General features: G+C 62.0%; 10 protein-coding genes and 1 pseudogene. 6 read left to right on the top strand and 5 right to left on the bottom strand.

What is annotated here, in order from left to right:
* Positions 1-10 precede the first annotated feature (10 nt).
* Complete coding sequence (locus ACFUN8_RS03890) at positions 11-1618, bottom strand: DUF445 domain-containing protein (RefSeq protein WP_383630976.1); 1608 nt, start codon at positions 1616-1618, stop codon at positions 11-13.
* Between the two features lie 200 nt (positions 1619-1818).
* Here ACFUN8_RS03890 and ACFUN8_RS03885 point away from each other — a divergent pair, with 200 nt between their 5' ends.
* Positions 1819-3168 carry an SGNH/GDSL hydrolase family protein gene (locus tag ACFUN8_RS03885; RefSeq protein ID WP_383630973.1) on the top strand — a complete coding sequence of 450 codons (1350 nt, stop codon included), beginning with the start codon at positions 1819-1821 and terminating at the stop codon, positions 3166-3168.
* Between the two features lie 74 nt (positions 3169-3242).
* Here ACFUN8_RS03885 and ACFUN8_RS03880 read toward each other — a convergent pair whose 3' ends face one another.
* Positions 3243-3938 (bottom strand): DUF1707 domain-containing protein, encoded by a 696-nt coding sequence (locus tag ACFUN8_RS03880; RefSeq protein WP_383630971.1) that lies wholly within the window; start codon positions 3936-3938, stop codon positions 3243-3245.
* A gap of 54 nt (positions 3939-3992) precedes the next feature.
* A pseudogene (locus tag ACFUN8_RS03875) lies at positions 3993-4694 on the bottom strand (AAA family ATPase); the annotation flags it as partial.
* Positions 4695-4748: 54 nt separating this feature from the next.
* Between ACFUN8_RS03875 and ACFUN8_RS03870 the strand changes: the two are divergent.
* From ACFUN8_RS03870 to ACFUN8_RS03860, 3 genes are all read left to right on the top strand, one after another.
* On the top strand, positions 4749-6311 hold the full coding sequence (locus ACFUN8_RS03870) for a recombinase family protein (protein ID WP_383630968.1): 1563 nt from the start codon (positions 4749-4751) through the stop codon (positions 6309-6311).
* 320 nt (positions 6312-6631) lie between these two features.
* Positions 6632-6955 carry a hypothetical protein gene (locus ACFUN8_RS03865; protein ID WP_383630965.1) on the top strand — a complete coding sequence of 108 codons (324 nt, stop codon included), beginning with the start codon at positions 6632-6634 and terminating at the stop codon, positions 6953-6955.
* Between the two features lie 291 nt (positions 6956-7246).
* Positions 7247-9469: an SGNH/GDSL hydrolase family protein gene (locus ACFUN8_RS03860; RefSeq protein ID WP_383630962.1), complete on the top strand. Its 2223-nt coding sequence runs from the start codon at positions 7247-7249 to the stop codon at positions 9467-9469.
* Between the two features lie 792 nt (positions 9470-10261).
* Here ACFUN8_RS03860 and ACFUN8_RS03855 read toward each other — a convergent pair.
* Both ACFUN8_RS03855 and ACFUN8_RS03850 read right to left on the bottom strand, forming a co-directional pair.
* Complete coding sequence (locus ACFUN8_RS03855) at positions 10262-10657, bottom strand: hypothetical protein (protein ID WP_383630959.1); 396 nt, start codon at positions 10655-10657, stop codon at positions 10262-10264.
* Positions 10650-11426 carry a ParA family protein gene (locus tag ACFUN8_RS03850; protein ID WP_383630956.1) on the bottom strand — a complete coding sequence of 259 codons (777 nt, stop codon included), beginning with the start codon at positions 11424-11426 and terminating at the stop codon, positions 10650-10652. The genes ACFUN8_RS03855 and ACFUN8_RS03850 overlap by 8 nt, the downstream gene beginning before the upstream one ends.
* Before the next feature lie 660 nt (positions 11427-12086).
* Between ACFUN8_RS03850 and ACFUN8_RS03845 the strand changes: the two genes are divergently transcribed.
* Both ACFUN8_RS03845 and ACFUN8_RS03840 read left to right on the top strand, forming a co-directional pair.
* Entirely contained in the window at positions 12087-12329 is a 243-nt protein-coding gene (locus ACFUN8_RS03845) for a hypothetical protein (RefSeq protein ID WP_383630953.1), read from the top strand.
* Positions 12330-12707: 378 nt separating this feature from the next.
* The gene (locus ACFUN8_RS03840) at positions 12708-13238 is read left to right on the top strand and encodes a hypothetical protein (protein WP_383630950.1); all 531 of its coding nucleotides are present in this window, start codon (positions 12708-12710) and stop codon (positions 13236-13238) included.
* The last annotated feature ends 462 nt before the right edge of the window (positions 13239-13700 follow it).

The following is a 13700-nucleotide window of genomic DNA, read 5'->3' as shown; positions in this document are numbered from 1 at the left end:
GCGGTCCGGCTCACCCACTCAGCGCGTGCGAGATCGTGTAGATCAGCAGACCGGCCAGCGCGCCCACCACCGTGCCGTTGATACGGATGAACTGGAGGTCCCGGCCGATGTGCGCCTCGATCTTCTTCGACGTGTGCTTGCCGTCCCAGCTCGCGACCGTGTCGGAGATCAGTGATGTGATCTCGCCCCGGTACGTCGTCACGACGTAGTCCGCCGCGTCCTCCACCCAGCCCTCCAGCTTCCGCTGCAGCCTGCCGTCCGTCGCCAGACGGGCGCCGAGCGAGAGGAGGGAGGCGCGGGCGCGCAGGCGCAGTTCGCTGCGGTCGTCCTCGGCCGCGGCGATGATCATCGCGCGTACGGAGGACCACGCCGACGCGATGATGTCCTGCACCTCGGGACGCGCCAGCAGGTCGGACTTGAGGCGCTCGACGCGCGCCCGCGTCTCCGTGTCCGACTGGAGGTCGGAGGCGAAGTCCTTGAGGAAGCGGTCGATCGCGCCGCGCGCCGGGTGCGTCGGCATGTCGCGCATCTCCGTGACGAAGCGCAGCAGTTCCTTGTAGACGCGGTCGCCGATCCTGCGGTCGACGAAGCGCGGCGTCCAGCCGGGCGCCCCGCCCTGCACGGCGTCCATGACCGAATCTCCGTGCTCGACCAGCCAGTCGTGCGCGCGGGCGCAGATCAGGTCGACGGCGCGGTGGTGGGCACCGTCCTCGACCACGCGCTCCAGTGTCTTCCCTATGCCGGGGGCGATCTCGGCGGCGTCCGCGCGGCGGGTGATCGCCTCGCCCACGACCGCCTGGACGTCGCTGTCCCGCAGGACGGTCAGCGCGCCACGCAGGGCGGTGGCCAGCTCGTCGGTGACCCGGTCGGCATGGGCGGGCTCGGCGAGCCAGGCACCGAGCCGGCCGCCGATGCCCAGCCCGCGCAGCCGGGTCCGTACGACGTCGGAGGAGAGGAAGTTCTCCCCCACGAACGAGCCGAGCGAGGCGCCGAGTTGGTCCTTCTTGTTCGGGATGATCGCGGTGTGCGGGATCGGGAGACCGAGCGGGTGGCGGAAGAGCGCCGTCACCGCGAACCAGTCGGCGAGCGCGCCCACCATGCCTGCCTCGGCCGCCGCCGCGACGTAGCCGGGCCAGCCGGTGACGCCCGAGTTCTCGGCCCAGGTGGCGAGGATGTAGATGACGGCGACGAAGATCAGCAGGCCGGTCGCGGTCGTCTTCATACGGCGGACGCCGCGCCGCTTCTCCTCGTCGGCGGCGGTGAATCCGAGCCCGCCGAGCGGGGAGAACGGCGAGCGCCTGCCCGGGCCGGCGCCCTTGCCGTCCGGGCCATTGCCGCCGGGGCCTGGGGTGCCGGGGCCCTCGGTGCCGGAGCCGGAGCCCGGCTCGGGATCCGGACGGGCGGTGATGGCCGTCGCCGACCTGCCCGCGCTGCCGGTCACCGAGGAGCCCTCGGCCGGGGGCGCGGGAGCCGCCGGGCCGTCGTCACGAGGAGAGCCGTCCCCGGCCGGGCGCGCGTCGGCCCCGTCCGAACCGGCGGCGTCGCCCCCGGACACCGGACCCACCGAACCCCCCGCCTTGTCCGGATCAGCCGGATCAGCCGGATCGCGTCGTTCCATTCACTCCACCCATCTCACTCCACCCAGCCGCGTACGTGCCGCCATGCCCTACCGTCCCGTACCCAAAACCGGCCCGCCAACAGGACCCTCACCCACCTGTACGCATTGTCCCTACCTCTGGTACTCCCGGCGCGCATCCCGAGTTCCCGCGCCATGCCGGATGATGTCCTTTGTACGTAGGTGAGGGAGACACGGGGGACATGAACAGACCACGGGGATTCGCCCTGCTCGCGGGCCTTATGACGGTCGTGGCGCTGGTCTGCGCCGCGATATTCGTCGGGGTCGGCGCACTGGGTGGCGGCGGGGGCCGCGACGGGGGCAGCAGCGACCAGGCCGCCGCGACCGGAAGTGGGGCGGGCGGGCGGGCCCGTACGCCCGTGGGGTCGGCGGCGCCCGCGTCCGCCGACGCGTGGGTCGGGACCTGGTCCGCAGCGCCGGCCGGGATCGAACCCGGTGTACCCCACGGCCACGTGGGGCGCTCCATACGTAACGTCGTGCACACCAGCATCGGCGGCACCGCCGCCCGCGTCACCCTCTCCAACCTCTTCAGCCGCGAAGCCCTGCTCATCGGCCGCGCCTCGATCGCCGTGGCGGACGGAAACGGCGGCGACGACGCGGGCGCCGTCCCGGGCACCATGCGTTCCGTCACCTTCGGTAAGAAGACGTCCGTCGTCGTCCCGCCCGGCGGGCACGTCGTCAGTGATCCCGTACGGCTCCAGGTCCCGTCCGACGCGGACCTGCTGGTGACGGTGTACACGCCCGCGCCCGGCGGCCCCGTCACGTACCACCCGCGCGCCCTGCGGACCTCGTACACGGCCATGGGCGACCGTACGCCCGACCTGAGCGGCGACGCGTACCTCGAACGTGCCTCGGTCTGGCGCTACCTCACCGCCGTCGACGTGCTCAACCGGCAGGCACGCGGCTCGCTCGTCGTCATCGGGGACTCGATCACGGACGGCATCGGCTCCTCGTACGACGCCGACCACCGCTGGACCGACACGCTGGCGGACCGGGTGCGCGGCAGTGGTCTGGGCGTGCTCAACGCGGGCATCAGCGGCAATCGCGTCCTGCGGCAGAGCCTCGCCCTCGGCAAGGGGCCGAGCGGCGTCTCCCGCTTCGGGCGCGACGTCCTGGGGCAGTCGGGCGCCGAGGCCGTCTTCGTCGAGCTGGGTATCAACGACATCATCCGGCGGCCGAACGAGACCGACCCGGACCTGATCATCGCCGGTCTGCAGGACCTCACCCGGCAGGCGCACGCCCGGGGCCTGCGGGTCGTCGGCTCGACGCTCATGCCGTTCGGCGGCAACTCGCGCCACACCGACCGGCGCGAAGCCGTACGGGACCGGATCAACGACGCCATCAGGTCGGGCGACGTGTTCGACAGGACCGTCGACTTCGACCGGCTGCTGCGCGATCCGTACGCCCCCGACCGGCTGCGGCCCGACTACGACTCCGGCGACGGTCTGCACCCGAGCGACGCCGGCTACGCGGCCATGGGGCGCTTCGTGGATCTCGATGACCTGGTGGGCACGGAGCCCGCTCGGCTCTGACCTCTGAGCGCTGAGCAGGGTCCGGCGGGGGCATCCCGCAGGGCCCTGGGCGCCGCCTGTCCGGCGGGCAGGGCCTAGTCGAGTTCCTTGCGGAACCTGTTCCTCTCCAGCTCCGCCTTCTTGCGCTCCTCCTTGAGACGGCGCTTGTCCGCCGCCCTCATCTTGCGCGTCACACCCACACCACCCATCATCGCGAACCCCGTGATGATCACCCGCGGCGATCCGGGACTCACGTCCGTCGGCTCGCCGTCCTCCCCGAAGCCGCCCATCAGCCCGAAGCCGCGCACCGTGACATCCATGTCCGGCGGTACGACGACATGGATGCCGCCCATCAGCGCGAAGCAGCGGATGACCACGTCCCGCTGCTCGAACTGCGCCTCGCGCAGGTCGATCTCGCCGCCGGCCTGGAGAACGGCCCCGGTGAAGGCCGGACCCGCGGTCCAGGTGCCCTTGCGGCTGAACCCTCCCCAGAAGGCGAAGCCGAACTTCGAGGTCGCGGGGCCCCGGCCGATCCGGGAGGCCCAACGGCCCCCGACAGCGGTGGAGTCGGAGGAGGTCGACGGGGCGAGATCCGTCGTCGTACCGGGTGCGGGCAAGTCCCTGACCAGCGGTTCGAGTTCACCGTGCGTACGGGCTTTGAACGCCGCGTCGAGGCGGGTGTCGAACTCCTCCATGTCGATGCGCCCCTCCGCCACGGCTTCGCGCAGCAGTTCGGCAACGCGCTCGCGCTCGGAGTCCGAGGCGCGCATCTCAGGAAGTTCACTCGTCATGTTGTCAGCCTAGTCAAAGGTGAGGCGGACGTCACAGCGCCGAGGCCCCCTCCGTCACAGCGCCGACCGCTCCGCCGGCTCCGGCACCGTCCGCCTGGACAGCATCTTCGCGATGACGGACTCGATGTCCGGCTCCCGCACCGACAGGTCCACCAACGGATACTCCGCCGCGATCCGCGCCACCAGCGGCGCCGCCGACGCCGCGGCCGGGAACGCCAGCCACTGGCGCGGCCCCTCCACCTTCACCACCCGGGCTCCCGGCACTTCGACCGGCGGCAGCTCGCGTTCGAGGTCGACGACCAGGGTCCGCTCGCTCTCGCCCACCTCGTGCAGCCCGGCGAGCGCCCCGTCGTACACGAGCCGGCCGTGGTCGATGACCATGACCCGCGGGCAGAGCTGCTCGATGTCCGTGAGGTCGTGCGTGGTCAGCAGCACCGTCGTACGGCGCTCCTTGTTCAGATCCCGCAGGAACTCGCGGACCCTGGCCTTGGAGATGACGTCCAGGCCGATCGTCGGCTCGTCCAGGTACAGCACCTCGGGGTCGTGGAGGAGCGCCGCCGCGATGTCGCCGCGCATCCGCTGGCCGAGCGAGAGCTGCCGTACGGGGACGTCCAACAGCTCGCCCAGTTCAAGCAGTTCGACGCAGCGGTCCAGATTCTCCTGGTAGCGCTTGTCGGGGATGCGGTACATACGGTGCACCAGCCGGTACGAGTCGATCAGCGGCAGGTCCCACCACAGGGTGGTGCGCTGGCCGAAGCGCATTTACCTAAGCAGTGATCAATGTTACACTGAGTAACAGGAGATCACGCAGTGCAGTCACAACAGAACATCATTGATCGCGTCCAACGGGGCGATCTGACCGGCCTTAACATCGTCGGTCTTGTTCGACTGTCCTTCGAAGCCAGCACCGAGCGTCAGAACTCCGGCATCCCCATGACCGGCGGGGATATCAATAACCGCGACGAACAAGAAGACCTCTGCCGCAGGTACGTCGAATCGCGCGGGGGCACGTACGTCGGCACGTATGACGAGCCGCACACCTCAGCGTGGAAGAAGAAGCGTATCAAGCAGGAGGACGGTAGTTACATCTACCGTGTCATCCGGCCTGTGTTTGAAGGCATGTTGAGCGACCTCAAGAAGGGTCGCACTGAATCCAAGCACTTCACCCCGGCCGACGGCTTCGGCAAGCTCACCCAGGTAGACGGATCGGTTGTCTATGACATCGACCGTCTCACGCGCGACCACCGCAACTTGGCAGACGCCATAGAGGTAGTTGAGTACTACCACCGTCCCATCCTCGACATCCGGGGATCACTCGACCTCTTGACGGATAACGGGCGTTCAGCGGCGTGGTACATCCTCAATGCCCGCGCCAGCTCATCCAGCGACACATCCCGACGCCTGAAAGACAGCCATCTATCCCGCGCCAAGCACGGCATCCCCGTTGGGGGTAACCGCGCGTTCGGTTGGGCCGATGACAAGCGCACTCTCGTCCACAAGGAAGCGGTTCAGATCCGAGCCGCAGCACGACTATTGCTTGCGGGCGTTGGTGCTCACACCATCGTCAACAAGTGGAACGCAATGGGTCGGCTGACATCACAGGGGAACCTGTGGCGACGAAGGACGTTCGTTCTCATGATTACGTCACCGCGAATGGTGGGGTATCGCGTCTACGGCCCCAAGGATGTACCGCATCACATGCGGTACCTGACCGATGATGAAGGCAACCCGATCAAGGGTCAGTACGAGTCCATTTTGGACGAGCACACCTGGCACTCTGTCGTGGACTTGCTTGCTGGCCCGGATCGTCCAGGGGCAGGCGTGTCACAAGCAAGCCTCAAGTACATGTGCACGGGCCGTATTCGTTGCGGCAACTGCGGTTCGAACCTCCGAGGAACCGCAAAGCCGAACAACCGTCACGACTACAGTTGCGACGTCTGCCACAAGGTCGCGGGATCAGGCATCGCAATAGATGACCTGGTAACCAAGCTGATCTTCGCGCGCCTCGCGGAACAGGAACTGGTCATGACTGACACACCTTGGTCGGGCGCTGACGAACTAGCCGAACTGACCGCAAAGAAGAAACGATTGCTCGCGGAGTACAAGGACAACGACGACATGGGCAGCCTGATCTTCCCGAAGATCCGGAAAATTGAACCTCGCATCGCGGAGCTGATGAAAGAACGGGCGGCTCACACGCGCCGCACCGCAGCACCGAAGACGACGAACATCATCGACGTGTGGGCGCAGCTTGCACCCGAACAGCGACGCGCGGTCGTAGACGAGAACTTTGAGACTTTCGTGCTCAAGCCTGCGACGAAGGGGAGCAATCGGTTCAACCCTGATCGTCTAGTAGTGGTGCCGCGCCAATAATCGCACCGATCCGCTTGAGTTGCTCGGGCCGAAGTGCAGGCAAGTTCGCAGCCTGCACTTCGGCCCATTCTTGTGCCTTCACGTCCCAAGCAGAAAGCTTCGACTTCTCAGCCGACTGCTGCTTCGTTGATGCTGGTGTTCTTTGTTGCGGGGTTGTCATAGATGCTTCTCTATATCCAATTATACAGCAAACGCAAGCAATACCACTCCACAAACTCGGGGTGTAGTCAATTCCACCATATGCAACCTACGCACACCATGCGTAAATAGATGAGGTCTAAGCAATCATGCCGACCATAACCCCACCTAGTGGAGCAGAAATGGCAATCGTGAGTCGCAAAGTGTCTGACCTCAACGGTCAGCAGGGCGATGACAACGAGTTCGCAGCCGTGGTGGTGCGACAGCACCCCAACATCGACCAGCCCAAGGTGCTGGACGTTCTGGTCACCGAGACCGAGGCATTCAAAACGATCGGTGATCTAGTGGTGCTGGAAGTCACCATGCCGGACGGCGACAAGCGAGAAATCGCGATGCGTCTGGTGGACTTCAACAAGCTCGCGCCGAACATGGACGAGGTCGTCAAGAACGCACGCGGCACACGCGGTCGCGTTCCGGGCACTCGTGTCGGCAACAGCAACGGGTAACCCCCACACTCCGTCTCCCGCTACCGCTCCCAGCGGTTGAGACGGAAACCCCCGCTCTGGTGGCCTACCAGCACACCAGAGCGGGGGCTCATTCAAAGAATTTATTGACCCCTGTTATTGATGGGCGTTGTTTATTTTACCATTTGCAAGATTGTAAAGACGTGTCATAAATATAGCGGCTCTTCAGTCAAAAAGGAATGTTTAGAGGATGACAGCACCGTTCGGTGCAGTCGCCCTAATCGTTCCTCGTTCATTCACAATCAAGCAATCAGAAAGTTGGTGAGAACCATCATGCGCAGAAACAATGCGCGAACACCGATCATGCTCGCTTTGGCGGGTTTGATAGCGTCGTTGGTCACTTTCGTCTCTCCGGGGACGGCGGAGGCGGACACCACTCCCCCCTTGCAGTGGCCTGCTGTTGCGTCGCGTGCATACGAGTACGCGCAAACCACAACGAGTCCACAGGGTGACGTGACGGTCGGCTGTTTCCTGAACGGCAGCGCCGACCAGGATCTGACTACCTACGGAGCCACCGGCACCGTGACGCGTCAGCTCAACCGAACAGTTCAGGTCGACGGAGTCGACAACTGCATTCTGCGGCCGGCCGTCGACAAGAACGGCGTCGTCTACGGAAAGCCGGACGGAAGCTCGAAGCTGCTGGCCTACCAGGACAACACTTTGAAGTGGACGTACGACACTGGCTGCACCTCATCATCGGCAACACCGGTGGTAGGTGCGGACGGCAACATCTACTTCGTCAACAGCAGTCAGCGCCTCATTGGCCTCGCGCCCGATCTGGCGTCCGGTCAGACCACACCGACCAAGGTGATGGACATCGCAGTCAAGGGAAGCTGCAACCAAGGCAACCTGTTGTTCGCCTACAAGGACGGCATCGCCGCTGAGTGGAACTACGGAGGCCGTCTCCAGTACATCAGCTATAGCGGCACGAACCTGGGCGATACTCCGACAAGTACGGGGTATTACCAGGGGGGCACACCGATCAATGCCGTGGGGAGGCTATTCTATCCGACTTATGTCGGAAGTAACCCCAGAAGCATCAAGGTCTCAGCCTACGATCCGATGACCAAGTCAGTAGCGTGGACAACGTCGGCTTCAACACCCGGGGCCGATATGCAGCAATACAAGGCTTATCCGCTTCCGGGTGGTGGTGTGCTGGCGGTCATCAAGGAACAGAAGATGGTCGCCGACAACCTGCCCGCCACGCCCACGGAGTACGTCACCAACCTGGTGACGCTCAACTCCAACGGGCAAAAGGTTGGGTCGGTAAAGCTACCCAACAAGGACACTAGCGGAAACGTGTACCAGGGCAACTACTACGCCGTCGACACGACGGGCAAGGTAGTGGTCATCCGTTCACTGAAGCAGACACTCAGTTACAACCCGTATTCGGTGCCGTTCACTCAGATCATGGTGTTCGACACTGCCAGCGGCGCGATCACGTATCAAGGTGCGCTTCAGGGCAATGCTGGTCCGAACGGAATAGTGTACGGCTACAGCGTCATAGAGTCCGACGACTACAGCGTCATCGGACCGAACACGGTGTATGTCAACACCAAAAAATGTTCGGGCACCTGCTCTGGCAGCACTGACTACAACCTGTGGCCGGTGAAGGTGCAAGGCCTGGGCATGGATTACCCGCGTGGGGCGGTGCTCAATGGCCCCAAGCCGGAGAGCTACGTCGCACTGGGTGACTCCTACTCATCCGGAGAAGGAGTTCAGCCATTCGACGCGGCGACCAACGTCGCGGGTGGCAACCAATGCCATCGCAGCGCCTACGCCTATTCCAGGTTGGTATCTCAGGACACCACCCTGGCGGCGACCGTAGGTGCAGATGGCTTCGTGGCCTGCTCGGGAGCAAAGACCGAGCACGTTTCGGGCGAGGTCTCGCAGTACAGCAATCAGGAGCCGCAGTACAAGCGCCTGAACGTGAACACGAAGTACGTCACCGTCTCCATCGGTGGCAACGACATCGGATTCTCCACCTTCGGCACGGCGTGCTACGACGGAGACTGCGATGTCACAACCAGCGCGTACACCACCGCACTCGGCAAGATCAACAACGAGCTGCCTGCCAAGCTGACGGCAACGTACGCGAAGATCCTGGAGAAGGCACCCAACGCACAGATCTACGTAGTCGGCTACCCGCAGGTGGCTCCGGTCAAGTCGGCGGGCGAACCCAACGACCTCCGGTGCATGTACCTGTTCGGTAGCGGCTACGACTGGCGAGACGCTCAAGCGGCTCGCAACATCGTGACCGCGATCAACGGGAAAATCAGCACTGCCGTCAGTAGTGCGGGAAGTACTCGACTGCACTACGTCGACGTGAACGGGGCGAACTCACCGTTCGCAGGACACACCGTGTGCTCCGACCCTGGTGATTCGTACTTCTTCAACATCGACCAGGTGGCCAACGACCGCAACTACATCTTCCATCCGAACGACAAGGGTCAGGCGGCGTATGCCCAACTGGTCCTTGCGGCAATGAAGGGATAGCAACGAAACACTGAAGAGCCAACACCCCCGGTCCACGGACAGCCAACGCGGCAGTTCGAGACTGGGGGTTCTTCATTTTCACCTATCATTCAAATAAGATATAATCAAGCCATGACTAAACCACAACTAAATAACGTAATTAAATCATTCGGAGCAGAGCAGGTCGTCCTAATCGTCGCCATGATAATCATGGCCGCCGGTCTAATCCTCTTGCATCCAGCGTATCGAGCCTTCTTCGGACTTCCTTACGCGGCAATCATTATAGGCGATGTAGCTTCTCTCCTGAGCCCTAAATCTGAAACTCTAAAGCGACTTATGTTAGTGCTTAGTGTTGTAGGTGCTTTGTCTAGCACGTTCTTCATGTATCGCGATCTCATCTAAAGTCGTCGCAACAAGGTGCTGGTTGCGACGGGCAAGAGCCCTCGACCATCAGGGCACCCCGGGCGACGGTAGAACGAGCCGACGCAGACGAGGCCGGCGGAGGGCCATAGAAGCCGCGTGACTAGGTCGAGGCAGGGGAACGCTTACCAGGCCATGACTTACCGTCCCTGACAAGGGGGTTGCAAACCGCCAGACTTGTGGAATAGCTATCGCGGCAGAATCCGGCAGCTTCACCACGTCCACCCCAACCTGTCAACACGAGGGCAACCGGCTCGACGCCACGGCCGCTCTGGACACCGGCCGTAAGTCATGATCTGGTAAGCCTCCACCCCTGTGAGCTAATCCCGAACGTCGCAAAACAAACATTGTGCGACGTTCAATCGCTACAAAATGAGGACGCTTGACGCGTCCCTATTTTCGTTTGTACTGCTTGCCGTAATGCTTCACGACGTACTCTTCGAGTGCGTCCTCGATGATCTTCCACGGTCGGCGTCCCTCGATGTACGCGATGTCCCGGACGATCTGTGTGTGCCGCGTTGGGTACATGGCGAGCCCTCGACTGATTGGCTGTTCATCGGTGTCCACCGGCGTCAGGTAGATCGGGCGCTCTGATGCGGGCTCCTGGTCGCTCACCGCGGGGCGAGCTGGTTCGGCGGGTTCTACACGCTGCGGCGCGACGGCTGGTGCTGCTGGACTCACGGTCGGGGCCGGCGCGGGCTTGGGTGCCTCTGGATCAACCTGCGGGATGGCAACGCGAGGTGCGGCCGTCTTCCGCTCTGTCATCTGCTTTTTGAAATCTCTAGCCATTGGTCAATATCTCCGCGACCCGCTTATATCCTTGCGCGGCGTGACTCTGCGGGTCATAGATCACTACCGGCTGATTCAGTTGCTCGGCTTCATCCACTGCGGTGGACTCCACGATGAGCTGAGGGATCACGAGGTCTTTGTACGTCTCCCCTATCCCATCGAAGACGGCCGATGATGCGAGCGTGCGCTTGACGCGCGTGACCAAGATGCCCCGGAGTCGTAGCGTTGGGTTGTAGCTCCCCACTGCGCGCTCGTACGCCTCGATGGTGCGAGCCAAGCCGTCCTGGCTGTACGCGCTCGCTGCCGCTGGGATAACCAGCTCGTCAGCCGCCGCCAGGGCGTTGATGGTCATGTAGTTCAACGACGGCGGGGTGTCGAGGATGATGAAGTCGTAGTCGTCTTCCAGCTCTGCGAGCAGTCCCTTAAGCGCCGCGATCGGATCAGGTGCCGTCGGGTCAGTCCGTTGCAGCGCCATGCCTGTTTCAGTACGCGACAAGTCTGGGTGCCCTGCGATCAGGTGAAGGCCGTCAACCAACGTCCCCTGCACGGCCGATGATGTCTGGATCTCGGGGCTCACGAACAAGTTGTTCAACGTGACCGTTAAAGCGGCAGGATCAACCCCTAGTCCCTTGGTGGCGTTGGCCTGTTCGTCCAAGTCCACCAACAGGGTTCGATGACCAGCCAGCGCCATCGCAGCAGCGATGTTCTTAGCCGTCGTCGTCTTCCCTACGCCACCCTTATGGATGGCTATTGCGATTTTCTTTGCCATTATTCATTTGTTCTCCACTTTCAAGATAACACGAGCACTCACCCCTCACAATAGCTATCACCCTTTCCTGCACGCATTCTCTATTTAGCTATATAACTATAGAGTTCTATAGCTCACTCTTTCTATAACGCGAGAGCTATTGAATTAGTGCGTGTATTCAATTACAATAGAAAGCGTAAGAGAAAGCATGAAAGATGAAGCCCAACCACACCATTACTAACGACATGATTGGGACGCACGCAAGAGCATTCGTCACAGGGGTGCTTGGCCTCGATCCAAAGCACCACAGCCTAACCACTGGGCCGACGTGGGTACGGCTCGCTGAACGCCTCTTAGAAGCGCCCACACAGCCCGAGCCGGCCGTCACCGTAGGTCGCCACCATCAAGCAAACGCATCACGATAAGGAGGAATCAATGAACCAACCAACGCTACTGCAAGACCACATGCCCACAAGTAGGGAAGTGGGGAAACCCACAAAACCCCTTGTGGTTAAGTACACAACGCACTTACCGGCGGACATGGTGAAGCAGATTAAACGCCAGGCCGTTGAACGAGAAGTGAAGGACTACCAGCTCGTAACGCAGGCCGTACGGGAGTTCCTGAGTAGGCAGGAGCTTGCCGCTTGATTTTCTCGGGAAGAAGCGCATAATAGGTTACATATGAGCGAAGACCAATTCACCAAACTTTTCAACCACATGCAAACCGAGTTCAGCAAGGTTCATGCGCGCTTAGATGACATGGCTACCAAGCAGCACCTTGACCACATCACCGAGATGGTTGACGGCATCGCCAAGGTCGTCGAGGATGACCAACACGAGCGGGCGGCTCTCACCCTGCAAGTGACCCGTGTCGAAGACGACGTACGAGCGCTTCAGAAACACTTAGGTCTCGCGCAGTCGTAATTAGTTACTACGGTGCAGCCACCTTTAAGAGGTGGCCTTTGTTTTGTTTGCAAATTCAAGGAATTCCAATTATACTTATAGCAAGCTAGCGTCTAGCTCTGTGCAAAGACCTTATTCGCTAGCCCATCGGTTTTGGGGGTATTCATTCTTTTGCCTGGGTTTAGCGCATAAATAGTCTTGACTATTATGTCTGCATTGTTTACTATTGAAGTAGCACAGAAGTTAGACGCATTTATGGAGCCCTCGAAAGAGGGCTCTTGTCTTTTTCATATCCCTTGCCACCACGCAGGTACGCCGAGCCGTTCAAACCAACAGTTAGTACCCCCGCAACGGGGACGATTTTGTGTTGCCCAAAATCGGGGGTGAGGAGAAACAGCAATGGCCGAAAGCATCAAAGCAACATTAACGCGACGAGAGTTCTATAGAAATAAGGCAAGCGAAAGCGCCTCCGTTACTTCTATAGAAGGACAGGAGATTCCACAGCAAGTTGATGACCTGATCGACAACAAAATGTACCGCAACAAGTTCAAGTCGCTCATCCGTAAGGGGCACTTGCAAGACTTGCTCGACCTGGCAGAGGTCGCCAAGGACAAGGACACCCCGAGCCGTTGGTTCGCCAAGTCCACCAGGACGACTCCTGTACCGGGGAACGAGGGCAAGCCGACCCACTGGGAACGCTCGTTGAAGTTCCTGGCAAAGCTGCGCAAGGTGCGTCGTGTCGTCCAACAGGTCAGCAGCCGCCTCAAGGTGCCCGCAAACAGCGTGAACGCCGTCTTCAAGGCTGCGTGGAAGCACCAAGAGGCCGCCGTGCGCCTCGCTGTCACCGCCGCCGAGACAGGTAAGTCGCATCCGTTCGGACTGTTCTGCGCACTGGCGTTGAGAGAACCAACCAACACCCCGACTGCATGACGCTGAGACACCGTGAGGCCGCTTGTAAGCGTCGCAGCGTAGAACGGACGAGAACACAGTCGTTTGACCCGCGCGCCCACCTTGTAGGCCCTGTACGACGGCCGCCCGTACGGAAGACGTCGGAACCACCCGCAGCGGTTCGGTGCGCTAGATCGCACCCACCAACCGCCCGCCGGCCTCGACCCCTAGGTCGAGCCTCTTCAACGCGTCCCGCGGTCACCCCTGTTACGCCCTGTCCTACCGGCGTCGGCTCGTGCCGTTGGTCGCCACGTTCCTAGCCGCAGCCGGCGGGGACGGTTAGGACGCCCGGCGCTACCGCGTCACCAGGTGGCGCTTGAGCCCTCGCGCCGGATCGGCGGTTTCTATTGACGCCCGTGAGATAATTGAAAGTAAGGGAAACGCTCGCCACGTCGTTACGTAACGCAGCGTTGGGGCTTAACGGATAGCACCAAGGAGTTACCC

It is taken from the genome of Streptomyces sp. NPDC057307, assembly GCF_042667665.1.
Lineage (GTDB): Bacteria > Actinomycetota > Actinomycetes > Streptomycetales > Streptomycetaceae > Streptomyces.
Note: the sequence above shows the minus strand (reverse complement) of the source record. Positions and strands in the feature narration are given on the sequence as shown.

Bases quoted from the DNA above. Each gene is read 5' to 3' on its own strand.
- ACFUN8_RS03890 (WP_383630976.1), bottom strand. From the start codon at position 1,618: ATGGAACGACGCGATCCGGCTGATCCGGCTGATCCGGACAAGGCGGGG.
- ACFUN8_RS03885 (WP_383630973.1), top strand. From the start codon at position 1,819: ATGAACAGACCACGGGGATTCGCCCTGCTCGCGGGCCTTATGACGGTC.
- ACFUN8_RS03880 (WP_383630971.1), bottom strand. From the start codon at position 3,938: ATGACGAGTGAACTTCCTGAGATGCGCGCCTCGGACTCCGAGCGCGAG.
- ACFUN8_RS03865 (WP_383630965.1), top strand. From the start codon at position 6,632: ATGGCAATCGTGAGTCGCAAAGTGTCTGACCTCAACGGTCAGCAGGGC.
- ACFUN8_RS03860 (WP_383630962.1), top strand. From the start codon at position 7,247: ATGCGCAGAAACAATGCGCGAACACCGATCATGCTCGCTTTGGCGGGT.
- ACFUN8_RS03855 (WP_383630959.1), bottom strand. From the start codon at position 10,657: ATGGCTAGAGATTTCAAAAAGCAGATGACAGAGCGGAAGACGGCCGCA.
- ACFUN8_RS03850 (WP_383630956.1), bottom strand. From the start codon at position 11,426: ATGGCAAAGAAAATCGCAATAGCCATCCATAAGGGTGGCGTAGGGAAG.
- ACFUN8_RS03845 (WP_383630953.1), top strand. From the start codon at position 12,087: ATGAGCGAAGACCAATTCACCAAACTTTTCAACCACATGCAAACCGAG.
- ACFUN8_RS03840 (WP_383630950.1), top strand. From the start codon at position 12,708: ATGGCCGAAAGCATCAAAGCAACATTAACGCGACGAGAGTTCTATAGA.